Origin of the sequence: Micromonospora sp. NPDC005197, assembly GCF_040608295.1 — a bacterium.
Taxonomy (GTDB): Bacteria; Actinomycetota; Actinomycetes; order Mycobacteriales; family Micromonosporaceae; genus Micromonospora.
In genome coordinates, this window is sequence record NZ_JBEXHY010000005.1 from 124,276 (window position 1) to 141,319 (window position 17,044).

The 17,044-nt window shown below is 70.7% G+C and carries 16 protein-coding genes and 2 pseudogenes; 7 read left to right on the forward strand and 11 right to left on the reverse strand.

What is annotated here, in order from left to right; genetic code table 11:
• Positions 1 to 84: 84 nt before the first annotated feature.
• The 3 genes from ABZU46_RS04115 to ABZU46_RS04125 are packed head-to-tail and all read left to right on the forward strand — an operon-like array spanning position 85 to position 2,406.
• On the forward strand, positions 85 to 810 hold the full coding sequence (locus ABZU46_RS04115; RefSeq protein ID WP_354854994.1) for an allophanate hydrolase subunit 1: 726 nt from the start codon (positions 85 to 87) through the stop codon (positions 808 to 810).
• Positions 807 to 1,670, forward strand: a complete 864-nt coding sequence (locus ABZU46_RS04120) for a biotin-dependent carboxyltransferase family protein (RefSeq protein WP_354854995.1) — start codon at positions 807 to 809, stop codon at positions 1,668 to 1,670. Before ABZU46_RS04115 ends, ABZU46_RS04120 begins: the two co-directional genes overlap by 4 nt.
• On the forward strand, positions 1,654 to 2,406 hold the full coding sequence (locus tag ABZU46_RS04125; RefSeq protein ID WP_354854996.1) for a 5-oxoprolinase subunit PxpA: 753 nt from the start codon (positions 1,654 to 1,656) through the stop codon (positions 2,404 to 2,406). Before ABZU46_RS04120 ends, ABZU46_RS04125 begins: the two co-directional genes overlap by 17 nt.
• On the opposite strand, the gene ABZU46_RS04130 is transcribed toward ABZU46_RS04125, so the two are convergent.
• Positions 2,403 to 4,241, reverse strand: coding sequence for an NHL domain-containing thioredoxin family protein (locus ABZU46_RS04130; RefSeq protein WP_354854997.1), 1,839 nt, complete (start codon positions 4,239 to 4,241; stop codon positions 2,403 to 2,405). The two genes, ABZU46_RS04125 and ABZU46_RS04130, sit on opposite strands and share 4 nt — an antisense overlap.
• A gap of 527 nt (positions 4,242 to 4,768) precedes the next feature.
• On the opposite strand from ABZU46_RS04130, the pseudogene thyX reads away from it, so the two are divergent.
• Together thyX and ABZU46_RS04140 are read left to right on the forward strand one after the other, a co-directional pair.
• Positions 4,769 to 4,858 (forward strand): annotated as a pseudogene (gene thyX / locus ABZU46_RS04135) (FAD-dependent thymidylate synthase); the annotation flags it as partial.
• Positions 4,859 to 5,853: 995 nt separating this feature from the next.
• The gene (locus ABZU46_RS04140; protein ID WP_354854998.1) at positions 5,854 to 6,438 is read left to right on the forward strand and encodes a hypothetical protein; all 585 of its coding nucleotides are present in this window, start codon (positions 5,854 to 5,856) and stop codon (positions 6,436 to 6,438) included.
• A gap of 313 nt (positions 6,439 to 6,751) precedes the next feature.
• On the opposite strand, the gene ABZU46_RS04145 is transcribed toward ABZU46_RS04140, so the two are convergent.
• The 5 genes from ABZU46_RS04145 to ABZU46_RS04165 all read right to left on the reverse strand — a co-directional run bounded on the left by ABZU46_RS04145 (position 6,752) and on the right by ABZU46_RS04165 (position 10,784).
• The gene (locus ABZU46_RS04145) at positions 6,752 to 7,099 is read right to left on the reverse strand and encodes a hypothetical protein (protein WP_354854999.1); all 348 of its coding nucleotides are present in this window, start codon (positions 7,097 to 7,099) and stop codon (positions 6,752 to 6,754) included.
• Between the two features lies 1 nt (position 7,100).
• Positions 7,101 to 8,051, reverse strand: coding sequence for a hypothetical protein (locus tag ABZU46_RS04150; RefSeq protein ID WP_354855000.1), 951 nt, complete (start codon positions 8,049 to 8,051; stop codon positions 7,101 to 7,103).
• A 97-nt stretch (positions 8,052 to 8,148) separates the two neighbouring features.
• Complete coding sequence (locus tag ABZU46_RS04155; RefSeq protein WP_354855001.1) at positions 8,149 to 8,532, reverse strand: hypothetical protein; 384 nt, start codon at positions 8,530 to 8,532, stop codon at positions 8,149 to 8,151.
• Between the two features lie 151 nt (positions 8,533 to 8,683).
• Positions 8,684 to 9,697 carry a hypothetical protein gene (locus ABZU46_RS04160; RefSeq protein ID WP_354855002.1) on the reverse strand — a complete coding sequence of 338 codons (1,014 nt, stop codon included), beginning with the start codon at positions 9,695 to 9,697 and terminating at the stop codon, positions 8,684 to 8,686.
• Positions 9,698 to 10,493: 796 nt separating this feature from the next.
• Positions 10,494 to 10,784, reverse strand: a complete 291-nt coding sequence (locus ABZU46_RS04165; RefSeq protein WP_354855003.1) for a hypothetical protein — start codon at positions 10,782 to 10,784, stop codon at positions 10,494 to 10,496.
• A 347-nt stretch (positions 10,785 to 11,131) separates the two neighbouring features.
• Between ABZU46_RS04165 and ABZU46_RS04170 the strand changes: the two genes are divergently transcribed.
• Positions 11,132 to 12,199, forward strand: a complete 1,068-nt coding sequence (locus tag ABZU46_RS04170; RefSeq protein WP_354855004.1) for a helix-turn-helix transcriptional regulator — start codon at positions 11,132 to 11,134, stop codon at positions 12,197 to 12,199.
• Between the two features lie 232 nt (positions 12,200 to 12,431).
• Positions 12,432 to 12,578, forward strand: coding sequence for a hypothetical protein (locus ABZU46_RS04175; protein ID WP_354855005.1), 147 nt, complete (start codon positions 12,432 to 12,434; stop codon positions 12,576 to 12,578).
• A 678-nt stretch (positions 12,579 to 13,256) separates the two neighbouring features.
• Here ABZU46_RS04175 and ABZU46_RS04180 read toward each other — a convergent pair.
• From ABZU46_RS04180 to ABZU46_RS04200, 5 genes and pseudogenes are all read right to left on the reverse strand, one after another.
• Positions 13,257 to 13,622 (reverse strand): annotated as a pseudogene (locus tag ABZU46_RS04180) (hypothetical protein); the annotation flags it as partial.
• Positions 13,619 to 13,861: a hypothetical protein gene (locus ABZU46_RS04185; RefSeq protein ID WP_354855006.1), complete on the reverse strand. Its 243-nt coding sequence runs from the start codon at positions 13,859 to 13,861 to the stop codon at positions 13,619 to 13,621. The gene ABZU46_RS04185 and the pseudogene ABZU46_RS04180, both read right to left, overlap by 4 nt.
• A gap of 158 nt (positions 13,862 to 14,019) precedes the next feature.
• Entirely contained in the window at positions 14,020 to 15,567 is a 1,548-nt protein-coding gene (locus ABZU46_RS04190) for a recombinase family protein (RefSeq protein WP_354855007.1), read from the reverse strand.
• Positions 15,568 to 15,610: 43 nt separating this feature from the next.
• Positions 15,611 to 15,739, reverse strand: coding sequence for a hypothetical protein (locus ABZU46_RS04195; protein ID WP_354855008.1), 129 nt, complete (start codon positions 15,737 to 15,739; stop codon positions 15,611 to 15,613).
• A gap of 771 nt (positions 15,740 to 16,510) precedes the next feature.
• Positions 16,511 to 17,044, reverse strand: a 534-nt coding sequence (locus tag ABZU46_RS04200; protein WP_354855009.1) for a hypothetical protein, incomplete at its 5' end; no start/stop codon positions are given.

The window sequence follows — 17,044 nt, forward strand, 5'->3', positions numbered from 1 at the left end:
GTTACTTTCAAGTAGTCAGGCCGGTGACACCGAGCACCGTCACCGTTAACACCGGGTCGGCACGGCATCGGCGAGGATGAGCGGATGCGGATCCGACCCGCCGGTGCGCACGCCCTGCTGCTCGACTGCACCGCCCCGGCCGACATTCCCGAGGCGGCCCTGGTCGAAGCGTGGCGGGCCGAGTTGTGGCGCCGCCGCGAGCAGGGTGACCTGAACGCGGTCGAGATCGTGCCGGCGGCCCGCACCGTTCTGCTCGACGGCCTGCCCGACCCCACCGCCACCGCCGACCTGCTGTCCCGCTGGGCGCCGGCGGTCACCGCCGCGGCTGCTGCCACTGAGCGCGACGGCGTCGCGGCCGGCGCCACTGAGGACGACGGCGTCGCGGCCGGCGCCGGGGGCGGCGACACGACAATCGGCGGCGGCCACGGCGCGGAGGTCGTCGTTCCGGTCGAGTTCGACGGGCCGGACCTGCCGGTCGTCGCCGGCCACTGGGGCGTCGACGTGTCGGCCGTGCTGCGCCGCCTGACCAGCACCCGGTTCCGGGTGGCGTTCTGCGGGTTCGCCCCCGGTTTTCCCTACCTGACCGGGCTCCCCGCCGACCTGGCGCTGCCCCGGCTGCCCACTCCCCGCCCCCGGGTGCCGGCCGGCTCGGTCGCCCTCGCCGGCCCGTACGCCGGCATCTACCCCAGCGCGTCCCCCGGCGGCTGGCTGCTGGTCGGCCGGACCGACCTGCCCCTCTTCGACGTCGACGGCGACCCGCCCGCCCGGCTCGGTCCCGGCACCCGCGTCCGCATGGTGGCGACGACGTGACCCGGCCCGCCGAGATCGAGGTGCTCCGCGCGGGCGCCCTCACCACCGTGCAGGATCTGGGCCGGCCCGGCTGGGCGCACCTCGGCGTACCCCGCTCCGGCGCTCTCGACCCGACCGCCCTGCGGCTCGCCAACCGGCTGGTCGGCAACGCCGAACAGGCCGCCGGCCTGGAAATCACCCTGACCGGCTGCACACTGCGGCTGACCCACGCCGCCACCGTGGCGCTCACCGGTGCCGAGGTGGCGGTCCGCGCCGGGGACCGGCCGGGCGACATTGGCCGCCCGCTCACCGTGCCGGCCGGGACCGTGCTGCGCGTCGGCCCCGCCCGTCGGGGCGTACGGAGCTGGCTCGCCGTGGCCGGCGGGATCGACGTGCCGCCGGTGCTCGGCAGCCGCGCCACCGACACCCTCGCCGGGCTCGGCCCGCCCGTGCTGCGCGACGGCGACCGGCTGCCGCTGGGCGTGCCGCCGGCCGAACCCGCGCCGGTGGACGTGACCATCGGCCCGGCACCCGCGCCCGAACTGCACCTGAGCGTGCGCCTCGGCCCCCGCGACGACTGGTTCACCCCGAGCGCGCTCGACCTGCTGTTCGGCACCGCGTACACCGTCAGCCCGGTCAGCAACCGGGTCGGAGCGCGGCTCGCCGGCGCGGCCCTGCCCCGCGCGGTCGCCGGCGAACTGCCCAGCGAGGGCATCGTGCTCGGCGCGGTACAGGTGCCGGCGGACGGCCAACCCCTGATCTTCCTCGCCGACCATCCGACCACCGGCGGTTACCCGGTCATCGGGGTGGTCACCGACGTGACCCCGCTCGCGCAGGCCCGGCCAGGTACTACCGTCAGATTTCATGGACCTCAACGCTGACCTGGGCGAAGGATTCGGCATCTGGCGGCTCGGTGACGACGACGCGCTGCTGGGCCTGGTGACCTCCGCCAACGTGGCCTGTGGCTTCCATGGCGGTGACCCGTCCACCATGCGGCGGGTCTGCGAGGGCGCGGCGAAGCGCGGCGTCGCGGTGGGCGCGCAGGTCGGCTACCGGGACCTGGCCGGCTTCGGCCGGCGGCACATCGCGTACGACTTCGCCGAGCTGCGCGACGAGATCACCTACCAGTTGGGCGCGCTGGACGCCTTCTGCCGGCTGTTCGGCACCCGGGTCCGCTACCTCAAGCCGCACGGGGCGCTCTACCACGCGGCCGCCACCGACGAGTCCCAGGCGGCGGCGGTGGTCGCCGCCGTCGGCGGCCACGACCCCGAACTGCCCGTGCTCTGCCTACCCGGCTCGACGCTCGCCCAGCTCGCCGTCGGCGCGGGCCTACCCGTGGTCGCCGAGGCCTTCGCCGACCGCGGCTACCTGCCCAACGGGTCGCTGGTGCCGCGCGGCGCACCCGGCGCGCTGATCACCGATCCGGAGGAGGTGGCCACCCGGGCGGTACGGATGGCCACCGAACGGACCGTCGTCGCGGTGGACGGCACCGTGATCCCCTGCCCGGTGGAGTCGATCTGCGTACACGGGGACACACCGGGGGCGGTCTCCGCCACCGAGCTGGTCCGCGCCTCCCTGATCGACGCCGACGTCCCGCTCGCCCCGTTCGCCGCTTAGGCGTCCAGGCCGCGCAGGACCAGCGGAAGCCGGGACGCCGCGCCGTCGACCACCCGCACCGGGACGCCCCAGTCCTGCCGGGTCAGGTGGCAGGCCGCGTGCTCGACGTCCGCGTCGCAGGTCGCCGCCTGGGCGGTCACCTGGAGCACCCCGCCGGTCGCCTCGCTGTTGAGCACCAGCCGACGGGACAGCTCGGTGCCGGTGCCGGCGCCCTCCACCAGCAGCTCCGGTGGGGAGGCGGACACCACCAGCCGGGTCGACGGCCCGAACGTCTCGTCCAGCTTCTGCCCCGGCGCGGGCGTGAAGACGATGTCCAGGATGACCTCGCCCGCCGCCACGTCGGTCGGCTTGCGCTCGGTGCGGTGCCGGGGGCCGTCCACGGTGCTCGCGCCGGCCGCCGACAACGCGCCGGGCGCCAGCCGGGTCAGGCGGTGCGCGGCGGACTCCACTACCAGCACCTCACCGGCCGGGGTGAGCACCAGGTCACTCGGCTCGGCCAGCCCGTCCGCGACCGTGGACACCTGGCCGGTGGCGGGGTCGAAGCGGCGCACCGCGCCGTTGTAGGTGTCCGCGATCAGCACCGAGCCGTCCGGCAGCGCGCACACCCCCAGCGGGTGCTGGAGCAGCGCCGACTCGGCCGGCCCGTCCACGTGCCCGAAGTCGAAGAGCCCCTGCCCGACGGCGGTGCCCAGCACCCCGTTCTCGACGTACCGGACGGAACTGGTCTCGCTGTCGGCGATCCAGAGCCGGGCGCCGTCGGCGGAGACGGACAGCCCCGACGGCTGCGCCATCCACGCCTCGGCCAGCGGGCCGTCGCGCAGCGCCTCCACGGTGGTGCCCGCGTACATGCCGGCGGTCCGCTTGATCGGGTCGAACCACCAGAGCTGGTGGATGCCCGCCATCGCGATGATCAGCTTGTCGTCGTACCAGGCCAGGTCCCACGGTGAGGACAGGTCCACGGAGAGCGCGTCGTGCGCGTGGTCGTCGACCGAGGCACGCCACTGCCGGCCGCTGCCGGCCACGGTGACCACCTCGCCGGACTCCAGCCGTACGCCGCGCAGCAGGTGGTTGACGGTGTCGGCGACCACCAGGTCGTAGCCGGCCACCTCGGCGACGTGCGTGGGCAGCAGGCAGAGGCCCTGCGGCTCGGAGAAGGTCGCCGCCTCGGCCGGCCCGTCGGCCCGACCCCGCTCGCCCGAGCCGATGCGGCGAACCGGCGTCTCGCCGTCCGGAGCCACCTCGACCAGGGAGTGCCGGGCCGAGTCCGAGACCAGCAGGTTGCCGTCCGGCAGCAGCACCGCCTTGCCCGGGAAGCGCAGCGCGGTCTCCGGGGCCGGCGGCGGAACGTACGGACCGGTGCCCCGGTGCAGGGTGCCCTTCGCCTCGTGGGTGGCGATCAGCTCGTCGATCAGCCGGGCCAGCCCTTCGGCGTGGCCCTCGCCGGCCATGGTGGCCACCACGTAACCCTCCGGGTCGATCACCGACAGGGTCGGCCAGGCGCGGGCCGCGTACTGCTGCCACATGTCCAGCTCGGGGTCATCGAGTACGGGGTGGTGCACGCCGTACCGCTCGACGGCGGCGGCCAGCGCGTCGGGGTCCTTCTCGTGCTCGAACTTCGGCGAGTGCACGCCGATCACGACGAGCACGTCGCCGTACTTCTCCTCCAGCGGCCGCAGCTCGTCGAGCACGTGCAGGCAGTTGATGCAGCAGAAGGTCCAGAAATCTAAGATGACGCAACGACCTCGAAGATCCTGCAATGTCAGGTTTTGTCCACCCGTGTTAAGCCACTGCCGGCCCCGTAGTTCCGGCGCACGTACACGCGCTGTCGTTGCCATGCCTGTCAGCCTGCCACGGCGAGGCCTTCCGTATCGGTCGTCGTGACCCGGACGACAGAAAGCGTCGAGGCGTCTTAGCCCGAGCCGCCTTCATTGCGTTCCTGACGCCTCGCGGCGTACTCGCGGACCTCGGCTGCATCCCAGATTCGGCTGACGGTCAACGTCTCCATCGAGGCCGGGAAGCCGACGGCGCGGGGTGCCGGCTGACGTCATCTTCGACATGAGCATCTTCGACGACCCTGAGGCACAGCGACTCGCCGAGATCATGGCAGAAGAGTCCGCCTAGCCCCACGACAACGACGAAGCGCCGCGCCTTCCGGCACTGCCGCGTTGCGTTCAAGCTGTTGATGACCCTGGGAACCATCGGGCGGTCATCCCGCTGGTCCGCCAGTTCGGACCGTCCCGGTAGGACTTAACAGGGCTCTCTCGGCGGGTGTCTACATCGACCTGGGTGACCGACATTGCACGGGGCGCGCCTGGCTTGGGCCGGGACTGGATGCGCCACTACAGTCCGAGGAATGCCGGACATGGTGCAGCCCCAGGTCAAGTTGATCGCGTGGACCCGATTCGCGGCCTCGGACGACGTGCCGGCGTCGACCGACGCCGAAGGCGGCCGGGACGCCGGCTAGTACGACGACGGCACCCGCGCCAACGGGTGCCGTCGTGAGCAGCACTCGCGTCAACGAGTGCAGGTAACGAGATCACCAAGCCCTTCCGACGAAGAAGAAACAAGGAGGCTCGCCTGTGAGCAGAGTACGTCGTAACACGGATGAGGTTAAGAAGGCCCCTGGAAACCGTGACGTGTCGCCCAGAGGTCTTGCGCTGCTGGTGGCGGCCGTTCTTGCTGGCTACATGGTCATGGAGAACCCGAAGGCCGCTACCCCGGCCCTCGTTGCCGTGGGCGTTCTCACGGTCCTGAACCAGCTTGTCCGGCGGGATCGGGACCCGGACCAGGAGTAGACCCTGAGTGAAGCCCTCGGTCGACCGGATCACCCCGGCGGACGAGGGCTTCACCTTGTTCGACGTCGGCAGCCCGCCGCCAAAAAGCCGAGGCCCAGCGGCTTGCGGAGATCGCGGCCGAAAACGCGTCATAGCGTGTAAACGCCGAAGCGCCCCGTCCCGGCAGACGCCAGGACGGGGCTTTCACGTTTGCAATGGCTTGAATGAACCTCTACTCGACCTAGTCCCGGCTCGTAGCCGACTTGTCACGGTGCGATACGCTGCCAGCAGCGAGAGGAGTAAGACACCGTGCGATCTGTCTTCGATCGGTGAGGTTGCGGCGTGGATCGGCTTGGCCCTATTAGGTGGGGTAGCCGGCAACGCCGCCTATGACACTCTCAAATATTTTGCTCGCCGCTATGCGCGCAGACGTGATCTGCCCCGTTGGTCGCCACCGGATTATCCGCAGGCACGACGGCAACGTGGTGGCGGGCGGATAAAGGGCAACCGTTGGAACTCTGCGCGCAACGCTGCCGGGTCGGGCCCGAGGCCCAGCGACTCGCGGAGAACGCGCCATAGCGTGTAAACGCAGAAACCCCTCGCCGCCGGATACGGTCCGGCGGCGAGGGTTTCTCGCTCGCGACGCACCGCCTACAATCGGTCAGATGCACTGATGCAGGAGGATAATTTGCACAACGGTGAGGACGAGGAGCTTCGTCGCATCCGCGAAAATCTTCTCGGTCGTCGCGCCGATCCTGACCCACAAGTCGCCGATATCGGCGCGATGGCGGATCTGGCGTTGAAGAAGTACGACGATCTTGAGTCGGGCCTGCGCGCGCTTGGCCTCAATCGTCGTGAGCGCGAGGACTTGCTTCGTCGTGGGACCAGCCCGAGGCCCCGCAGCGGTGACCGCGACCGCACTACCGCTCTGAAGCGCATTCGGTACTACATCGACGAACAGGTTGACTGGACGAAGACCAGCGCCAACCGGATCGAGGTCCTTGCGACGTGGGCTGTTCTGTCGAATTATGACGTCGACAAGGTCAAGGAGTGGTTCAGCAAGGGCGTCGATCCGCTGAGCTTCGCCGAGGTGTTCGAACTCGGAAAGAACGACTTTCGACCCCAAGACCTCTTCACCGAGATCAGCGGTAAGACGGTCGCGCAGCATCTGCGGGAGGGCAGTTCGGTGCAGTGGTGCCTTCACGCTCTGCATTTCGCGCGGCAGCATGAGGCGTCGATGCGGAACGAGCGGCCGTAGCGCCTCGCGAAGTAGCCTGAGGGGTCACTCTCGGGCGTCACTGTGCATGATATCGGGGAGCGTCTATATAACCTCGCTGCCCGTACGGTGCCTGAGACGCTATGCCGCTTCGGTGTGGGGAAGAGGTCAAGGGGGGCCCTCCCCCCAGGGTCACGGTCAGTAACCCTCACGCTGAGTCAGTCGCGACTCGCGACGCTCGCGGCGAGGACGCGACGTGCAGGACGTCCAGGTCAGGAGGTGGGCCGGGACGGGCCGGCGTGCGCCGACATAGGCGAGGGCCCCCGGGTTTCCCGAGGGCCCTCCGTCCGTGTCGCTAGTAGGGCTGGCGAACCTGTCGGACCACGTCGGTCGGATCGAAGTCGTACAGGCCCTGATCGGCCGGGGCCCGGCCAGACACCGGGGCGAGCCTCGGGGCTTCCGGCTGAACCTCGGCCTCGGCGGCGAGGAGTGTCGACCGCTCGACGGTCAGGCGGCGGGCGTCCCGCTGGATCTCGGCGGCGGTGTCCCCCTTGATCATCGCGGCCAGGGCGTCACCGAGGCCATAACGCCGAGCGGCGTCGGCGACGAGCCAATCTCGGTCCGCCCGGGGTTGCGGCTCAGCCTTTGCCCGCTCGGCCTCCTGAGCAGCCGTCACGGCTCGCGCGACCTTGTCGGCTGTCACGTCACGCCCCCTTGAAGAAGGCGACGGGCGACACGCCGGGCGTGGTGTCCGGCCGGTCCCTGGCGAGCCGGTCGCGGACGGCGTCGACCGGGTCCGTCCCGGTTGGCCACGGGGCCGCGAAGTTCTCGACTGCCAGAGCGTCGACCAGGACGCGGAGGGCGGCCACCCCGCGCTTACCGGCGTCCTCGTGCCGGTCAACCTCGCGCGAGTAAAACCCCTGGGCGACCATGAACGCGGCGTTATCGCGGTTCTGGCGCAGGTAGGCCCGACTCGGTTCCCAGCCCTGGGCGGCGGCCAGGCGGTCGGACGTCTCGCACGTCCGCGCGGCGTACGCCCGTTCGTGCGTCTCGATCAGGTCGCCGACTTCGGCCAAGACCTCGGCCAGCTTCGGCCGCACGGCCTCGGCCATGGCGCGCTGGCGGTCGGCGGCGAAGCGGGCGACCTCGGCCCCGACCTTCCGGCATTCGGCGTTCACCGCCTCGGCGGCCCTGGCTTCGGCCTTGACCGCCTCGCCAGCGACGCGGGCCAGAAGTTCGGCCTTCGCCTCGTACGGGGCCGGCGTGGGGCGCGACTCAATCTTCGCGGGGATCTTGGCACCCGCCGCGATCTTCTTCGCAGTCTCAGCCTGTGCCCGCTCCCACGCGCCGAGGTCGACGCGGTAGGCGTCCTCGGCGTCCTGGTAGGCGTCCTGCGCGTCCTCGCGGCGGCGGGTCGCCGCGTCCAGGGCGGCGACGGCGGCGGCCAGGGCGGCGAACTCGGGCCGGTCGAACGACTCAGGAAAAAGCGGATACCGGGGCCGGGGCGCTTCCGACGCGCCGCTCATGTTGGCGAGGATGCGCCGGGTATCCGCGCCAGTAAGCTCGGTCCCTTTGCGGACCTCGGCCGTCGGTTCGTCGCCCCGGGCTGCGGCGGCGACGGCGTTCGGGTCGAATGGCTGGGCTGCGGTCGTCATGGGCTCTCTTCCGTACGGTAAGACCCCCGCCAGACGTGTTCTGGCGGGGGATCAGGGGCGGGCGGTAGTTGGCCGGGTCGGCTTAGTTCCGGTCGTTCTAGGGCTTGCCCTCGGGGGTTGACGGGTCGGTCTCGCCGGGGGCCGCGACCAGCCGGAAATACAACCGACGACCGCCAGGGCCGAGCGTGCTGCGGCGGACGGCGATCCCGAGTGCGCCGAGGTCCGATCGGGCCCAGCGGACGAACGATCCGGCGGAGGTCGCGCTGACGGCGGCCGGGCTTTCGGGGATCTCGCGGAGGAACAAATCGTGTAACTGGCCGACGGTGGCGTGGTATTCGCCGCGTCGGCGTAGGACCTGCTCGGCGATGACGCGAGCGACGGCCGGGTCGGGCGGTTCGTAGGGCATGGGCGCGGCTTTCCTGACGGGACGGGTGTCGGGGGCGGTATCGACCCGGACCAAGCCCGTCGCGGGGAGAGACACCCGGCGGGCCCCGACCACAGGCCAGCCGTACCCGGGTGACTTCGGATACGGCTGGCTACGTCGACCGGACCACCTCTGACGGTCGACGCGGGGTACGCGAACGCCCCGAGGTCGCCGACATCGGCGGGCCGGGGGCGTCGAGGTGTTGCGGCTATGCGGCCCGGCGGGCGCGATGCGCGGCGAGGTCGACAACATTTGCGGCGCCGCTAATCGCGGGGGTGGTCACCGCGGAATTAGTGGCGGTGGCGGCCTGGCGCTCGGCGAGAAGGTCGGCGAGGCCGTCGAGGGCGTGGGTACGCCACTCAACGGTTAGGCGGTCCACGATCGCGGCGGCGAGGTCTCGGCGTTGCTTGCGGTCCATCGGCGTTGCCTCCTGGGAAACGACGAACACGGGGCCGCTGGCTCGCCGCTTGCGAGGTCCGCAAACCGCCTCGGCCAGCTTGTAAAAGTGAGTGCGGCCTACCGGCGTCGCGCCGGCCCGCTCAGCCGAGGCGACGTAGGCGCGGTAGACGTCGGCCGCCGGGTGCGCGCCGGGACCTGTCTGGTCGCGCCAGGTAGCGAACCACTGGGCGGCCACGACGGACGGGGCACGCGGGACCCGGCGGGCCCGGTCATACTCGCGGCGCTGCTCGGCCGTCCAGCCGGCGGCCGGGCGCTCCGGTTCGCCGTCGCGGAACAGTGTCAGGCCGGCGTCGTCCAGCGCGGGAAGCTCGGCGACGACCGCTCGGGCGACCGCCCGCGCCCACGGGGACCGCACCCCGAACGCGGCCAGGGCGCGCGAGTCACGGACGGCGCGGGCTACATCGGACGACGTCGAGGGCGGGGCGTCCGGGAGGTGCGTCACGACCAGGGCGACGCGGCCGGCGAAATCGTCGGCCGACAGGTAATCGGCGCGGACCGGGTCGGCGGCGCTGCGCTGGGCAACCGTGCGGCGCTCGACGGTGTCTGTGTCGTACTCGGCCACGGTCACGCGCTGGACGTAGCCCCTAGTGAACATCGGGGCCAGGGCCTGGCCGAGGCGTACGGCGTCGAGGGGCTGAACGTCGGGCCGCCGTAGGAGGTTCGAGTAAGCGGGATCAGCCAGCCGGGGCCGGGGCGCGTAGTAGTCGTGAGCGATGGCGGCCAAGTGGGCCGCCGGGGTTGGTGGCGGGTCCTGGTCGGACACGTCAACTCCTCGGGGTCAGCGCCGGGAAGGCGGGGCGTTCACTCTGTGAGTGGGCCAGGGGGATGCCAGGTGTTCAGCCGGGCGGGGGCCGGGCGACGTCCAGGGCGAGTGATGGTTGTTGCAAACGGGCTAGGTTTCGTCATTCCTATATCTCTCTTCTAGTTCTTCTCCTCCTCCTCCAAAGAAGAGATAAGGGAGTGACGAAACCTAGCCATGTTGCAACAACCATCACTCGGCCTTCGGCCCGTTCCCGGCGTCCTCCCGGCGGCCCTGGAAAGCCGAGAGCCCGCCGGGCCCCACGCGGGGACTCGACGGGCTCTCGGCGGCGCTAGGCGGCGGTGTCGGCCAGGTCGGCGACGACAACCGCCGGGCTTGGTGGATCGGGGCCGGCTTCAGACACGGGCGGGGCCTCCTGAGCATCGTGTCTCTTGCGGACACAGGAGGAGTGGGCCAGGGATGCGCCAGGTGTTCACGGAAAAATGAGACCCGCCCCGGGGCCGTCCTCCACGGGGGAAGAGGACGGACCCAGGGCGGGCGATCGGGGAGGTCGGCTACCGGCGTTCAGCCCAGCCGACGAAGCGCGGGGTCAGGTCCGGCAGGGTGGCGTCCGGGTTGAGCTTCGTCAGGTCGGCCGTCGCCTCCTCCTGAACCTTCGCCATGTGCACCAGTAGGCCCGGCCGATCCTCGCGGAACTTGCCGAGGAGGCGCAGCTTCGCGGCCGAACAGGGCCACAGGATGCCGCAGGCAGGGCAACGCCACGAAGGACGCAAGGGGAGGTGATCTGCGAGACGCACCATCAGCCGACCCGTACCGGCGTGCGGACCACCGGGCGGCGGGAAGTCTTCCGGACGACCGGGGGCGAGTCCTGCCAGATCAGGCCGGCGGGCATCACGAACAGGGACCGGCACGCGACCGCGTCCCCGCTCGCGGCCAGCTCGTAGCCGTCCAGCCAGAGCCAACCGTCGTACGTCGGCCAGTCGAGTATCCGAATCACGCGCACGGTGATCGGGCGCATGAACTGCACACTCGCGGCGCGGGTCAGGCGCAAGACGTCGCCCGTCTGCGGCTTCCGGGCGGTCCCGGTCATGCGGCGGCCCTCCAACGGCGGTCAGGAACGCGGTTACGGCGGCTCACCGGCCAGATAGGGACGATCGTCCCCGGCGGCCAAGGAATCGGCGGTGGCGTCGCCGGTTCAGGCTTCGGGTCGGGCTTCGGCTCAGGCGGCTTGTCCGGCACGTCGCTCCCCCTGCTCGTAGCTCTGGGAAGGGGGCCCGGCCTCGGTGCTCGCCGTCGGTTCGGCCGGGCCCCCGGTTACGAACGCGACCGCCGGGTCTCGGGTCCCTACCGGCCGCGCCGTCTACCTAGCACCCTGCAATCAGGGGACTACGCTCGGAAGGAGGTCGATGCTTTCAAGGGCTTTCATCAGGGGGACGTGTGGACGATCTCGGCGCGCAGTTGCGGCAAGCTCGTACCGAGGCCGGCGTCTCGCTTGCCTCGGTTGCTGCCCGGTCGTGCTACTCGGCTTCACACCTGAGCAACGTCGAAGCCGGACGCCGGACCGCGACTCCTGACATCGTGCTCGCCTACGCGCGGGCGCTTGGGGAGGGTGACGTGAACCGTCGACAGGTGCTCGGGCTCGCGGCCGGCGTCGTCGGCCCGGTCGTAGCGGGCGAGCTAATCCGGGCTGGGTTTAGCGCGGCGCTCGATGGGCGAGGGGCCGAAGAGGACTGGCGCGAGCGAGTCGACCAGTACGGGCGGGACTACATGGCCGTAGGCGCGGCGGTGCTTCAGGCCCGCCTCGCGAGTGACCTCGTAATTCTTCAGCAGCACCTCGACACGCCCCGCATGTGGACGCACGCCGCGCGGGCGCTCGTGACCTACGGCAAGACCACGTCCAACCCGGCCGAGGCGATCCGCTGGTACGACCTCGCCGCGACGGCCGCCGACCGCGCCGACGATCTCGGCATGCGTGTCTGGGTACGCGGGCGAGCCGCTATCGCCCTCGCCTACGAAGGGGCGTCACTGCCGACCGCCCGGCGCTACGCCGACCAGGCCATCGCCTTATCTGACCGGCCGTCACTCGGGCGCGTACAAGCCCTTATGGCACAGGCGCACGTCGCGGCCGGACGCGGCGACGAGGCCGGGGCCATCTTGCAGGACACCGAGGCCCGGCGGGTCTTCGATCACGTCGCGTCGCCCGACGGCGAAGTCTCCGACACCGCCGTACCGCCATGGCGCATGGCGACCTTCCGCAGCATGTTGTACGCCCGCCTCGGACTGCTCGGGCCGGGCAACGAAGCGCAGCAGGAAGCCGACCGGACGCGGCCGGCGGGCCTGCCTCGCTTCGCGACGCACATCGAGCTACACCGGGGACTGACGATGGCGAAGGCCGGCGATAAGACCAGCGGCGTCGCCTACGCACGTCGGGCATGGGAAGCGCTGTCGGCCGAGCGCCGATCGCAAAGCCTCGCCCTGATGCTTCGCGAAGTCGAGCGTGCCTGACGACACGCCGGCACGCCACAGCGCTATTGATGCCCGAATCCGAGAACTATGCACGGCATTCGGATGAGTGGCGTTCACCCGAACGGCCAACAGGAACGTAAGTGACGGTGAGCGCGGGTCCGTTTCGGTAAGGAGCGGTAAGAGGCCGTCGCCAACGCACATGCCGCAGCGCGAGCTACAGCGCTCACGGGGCCGCAGGACACTGACCCTCGCTCGCCGTACCGTTCCCGGCGTGACGAGCGAAGAGCAGACCAGCAGCGCGCCGCGCGACCGGCACGGCCTGATCCTCGAATACCTCCGGACGGCCCCGGCCTTTCTCGGCGGCCTCGCCGGCTTGCTTGGCGCATTGACAGCACTTCTCGCTCTGCTAGTCCAATGACGGCCGGCAATCCAAGAAAGACGACCAGGGCGCGAAGCCGGCGTCACACGGCCGCAGCACTTCGTACCCGGCTGACACTGGCCCGTCCGGCGTCAGCGTCACTCGCCGGACCAGGATCGCGCCGTCAGGCATACGGCGCGGCATCGGACCTGGCGGCGGTCAAGGCCGGGTCCATCGGATGTTCTCGCCAGGGCATCAAGTCTCGACGTCGGGGGCCGACCGGCGTGTGTCCGGTCGGCCCCGGCGGGCGGGTCAGGCGGTAACCAGTGCCGTCGGGCGGGCCGCCTGGCGGCGGCGTGGCGGCACGGTGGCGGCGGGCATATACCGGCGGGCGGTACGTTCGGAGACGCCCAGGCGGGCCGCCACCTGAGCAGGCGTCGCGCCCGCCGTCTCGGCCAGGACCGCCGACACCCTGGCGGCGGTCTTCGGCGGTGCCGCCACTAGATCGGGCGCGGCCGGCGGGATGTCAACACGGGCTACGAGCGGCAACATCCCAACGCCGGACGAGATGACCGGCGGGCGATGCCGGGGCGGCGCAAGGACGGTCGGCGCGGAGGTACCGGGAGGACTAGGGACGGCCTCAACTTGGCGAGGGGTACCTCCGGTAGGGATCGCCTCGGCCGACGCGTCTGCGGTCCTCTCTTGAGGGTCATGAGCGATCGCGGGCGTCCGGGCAAAGACGAGTTTCACCAATGCCATGAAGGCGAGCGCGGGCACGGCCGACAGCAGCCAGCCCGATACGCCCGGCTTCGCCACGGCGAGCTGAGCGGCCAGTGAAAGGCACGCCGCCCCGACCAGCAGGGCGAGGGGGTACCCCGTCGGCGAACCCGCCCGACGCCGCCTCCGGATTTCCAGCAGCGACGCCACGGGGACCAACTCGGATACACAGGCGTTGACCCAGCCGAAGGCGTTCGGCGTCCCGTCAGGGCTGTTCGCCATCGTCCAGGCGTGTACGTGGCTAAAGCTCGCCCAGCCGGCCGCAGCGCCGACAACGAGCAGGATCAGGACCAGCAATGCGCCCTCGGCGCGTTCGGTGCGGCTCATGCGACGGCCAGACGACGCAGGTATGCCGAAACGTCGGCCAGAGCCACGACGGGCACGCCGTGAAGCGCGGCGTACACCGGCTCGGCAAACCCTTCGGCCCCGGGGAGAATCACGACGACGTCAGCGGCGCGGGCGGCGTCCATGTCGTCGGCGACCAGGGCGACGAGGTCGTCAGCGTCAGCCGGATCAGTGGCGGTCGCGGTGACGACCAGGTAGCCGGCGTCCAGCAGGGCGGCCACGGCGGCGGCGAGGGCGTCGGCGGCTACGGCGGGAGCGGCGACATAGGCGCGGGGTCAGTAGGGTTGAACACAGCGAACCTCCTGGGGTTCGTTAGGGCCCTGGTCGGCGGCGGAATCGCTCGGCCGGGGCCTGTCATATGCGGTTGTGGTGTCTGGTCTCAGGCGTCGGCGGACACAGGCTCGGGCTCGTCGGCCCAGGTGAAGCGCAGACGCGCGGCGGGGTCGAACCGGTAGCCTCGGCGACCCTCGGCGGGCGTGATCGTTATGGCGTTCAGGGCCAGGCCGAGAAGGTCGCGCCGGTCGGCGAGAGTGGCGGCGTCCCAAGCTTCGCGAGCTAGCACCGGATCAAGTAGCGGGCTAATGTCCGCCTCGGGCAACGGGAACTCGGCGAGGTTGCGACGCAGCCCGGCGACACGGACGGTCAGCCGTTCGTGCAAACGGGCCCAGCGCTGGACCGCCTCGGGGCCGACGAACTCGCCGCGCAGGTATCGGGCGTCTTCGAGGTCGACCAGGGTGGCGTTAGCGTCGTCCAGGGCGGCTGTGATGGTTGTGCGCTCGCGGATGACGGCGGGGTCGTGGCGGGCGACCCATCGTTCAGCAACGGCGTCTAGCAGTGGGTCGCCGGGCTCGGTCGCGGCGAGGCGGTTGACGAACGAATCGACCACGGCGCGGTCTACGGCGGCGATAAAGGCCGTGGTGTGCGCCGGACAGGGACGGCCGAGGCGGCGAGCCTGACAGACGTACGACTTGCCGGCGGCTGACATGCGCCCGCCGCAGCCCCCGCACCGCAGATAGCCGGTCAACAAGTGCGATACCTCGGCCCGGACCCCGCGATTGCGTCCCGTCCGATCGGCGGCGGCGCGACCTTCGAGGAGGCGCACAGCCTGTAGTTGCTCGGCCGGCGTGACGATCCCTCGGCCGACCTCGACGGCCTCGCCGGTCTCCGGGTCGCGCCACGGAACGACCTTCGCCGTGTACTTCCCGTTGCGTTTGATCGTCTCCGGGAGTAGTCCGGCGAACGCGGGGGACTTGAGCAGAGTCGATAGCGTCCCGACGGCCCAACTACCGCCGCGCGGAGCGGGGATCTCCCGGGCGTTGAGGTCGCGCGCGATCCTCACCAGCGGTTCGCCGGATAGGGCCCGGTCGGCGATCTCGCGGGCGGTCGGCGCGGTGCGTGGGTCGTGGTCTAGCCGGCCGTCTTCGCCGACGGCCAGGCCGTACGGCGGCTGTCCCCCGATCCATCGGCCGAGAGTGCGAAGGTGAGCCTTCGCACTGGCGACGCGAAGGCCGATGTTCGCGGATTCGCTGCGGGCGACCTCGGACAGGAGGGCGAGCACGAGCCGGGCCTGAGAGTGCGACGTGTCGAGGCCGTCCTGTACGAAGACGATCCGCCCGCCGACCTTCTCGACGTCGTCAAGGACTTGGCCGACCTGGCCCATGCCACGCCGGGACAGGCGGTCAACCTTCCAGACGACCAGCGTTCCGACGGTGCCAGTCGTGAGGGCAGACACGGCGGCGTCGAACCCGGCGCGGTCGACGGCCTTATAGCCGGACCGGCCCCGGTCGATGTGGACGGTACGGACCTCTAGCCCGGCGCGTACGGCCCAGGCCCGACAGTCGGCCTCTTGGCGCTCGATTGCGGTCTTTCCCTCACGGTCGAGGGACAGGCGTAGGTAGAGATCGGCGAGGTGTTCGTGATGGGACATGGCGAGGACGCTAGGGCCTCGGCACGTGAGTTACAAGCTTCTTCTAGGACATCCAGAAATCAGCGAGGACGATCTTGCCGCGCAGATCCTGCAAGGTCAGGTCCTTGCCGCCGGTGTTGAGCCACTGCCGGCCCCGTAGTTCGGGTGCCCGTACGCGCGCTGTCGTTCCCATGCCTGTCAGCCTGCCACGCCTCGCGGGCCCGCCCGCCGTGACCCGGGCGACAGAGCTGTCAGCCAGGCGATCGGTGGCAGCTCAGCAAGGCGATGCTCGGCGTGTCTAGTTGCTCAGCCGCCATCGATCAAGGAAACGGGTCCCGACATCGACTGCCATCTGGATTTCGGGTCGGGTCGGCCGAGGAATCCGACAGGGCCTAGCCGCGGCCGCCCTCGTTGCGTTCCCGGCGCTTCGCTGCGTACGCGCGGACCTCGGAGGCGTCCCAGATGCGGCCGACGGTCAGTGTGGAGCCAATAACGTCCGATCTGGTCCGCCGCTCCCGCGGTTGGGCGAGCGAGCCGACACGGACCGACGCCCAGCCGGTCCGAGCGCCGTGTCTGCTGCGCTCTCCGGCGAATCGGACCAACGTGGGGTGGCGCCGGTGAACGCGCACTGGCCGCAGCGCCCGTCGTGGGACTGCGAGGCGTGTGGACAGCCGTACCCCTGTCCTGAGGCTCGGGCCATGTTCGCGGTCGGTGACCCCTGGGCGGCGGCGACCTACCTCGCGAGTCAGTTCGTGGCTGCCGTGAACGACCTTCCGACGGTGCCGGTGGTCGACCTGTACGCACGGTTCCTGCTATCCGTGCCCCTACGCGCGCGAAGAGGCGGTGGCGCAGGGCCGAGTGCCCGCCGAAGTCGCCGTCGAGGTGGCGGCCTACGTGACTCGTCATAATGCGACGACGAGCCTGCGCAGGCATCTGTTGACCCCGAAGGCCAGACCGGGGTGGGTCAGCGGCCGAGCGCGCCGACCTCGCTGATCTCGGTGGCGAGGGTTGGACAGACCCAGATCGCTCGGCCGGTGCGTACCACCGCCGTCAGAGGGTGACTCACCGGATGCTCGGGACAGGGTGGCCAATTGGTGGCGCGGCCCAGAGACCACAGCGCCTCAATCGCCCACTCCTGAACCTGGGCGGCGAGCGTGACGAGCTGGGTAACGGTCGGTTGGCCAAGGTCGACCGAGACTCCCTGGCCAGAACCATCGGCAGCGTAGAGAAAGGCGCTGGCGGTATGGGGGTCGTCTCGCCACGGTTCGTCACGAAGGTCGGGCTGCACCCCGCCGTGCGTCTCGAGATCGGACAGAATCAGCTCCAGCGCCGCCGCCAGTTCGCGTTCCACAAGCGGATTGTGCCCGAGTTTGAGTTTGGTGAAGCGGGCGGGAACGACGACGGCGGAGCCACCGGTGGCCCGGGCACCGCCCGAGATGCGGTATAAATGGTGGCCGGCATGAGGCAGAAAGGAAAAACGGGGGGTATGGGAAGATTG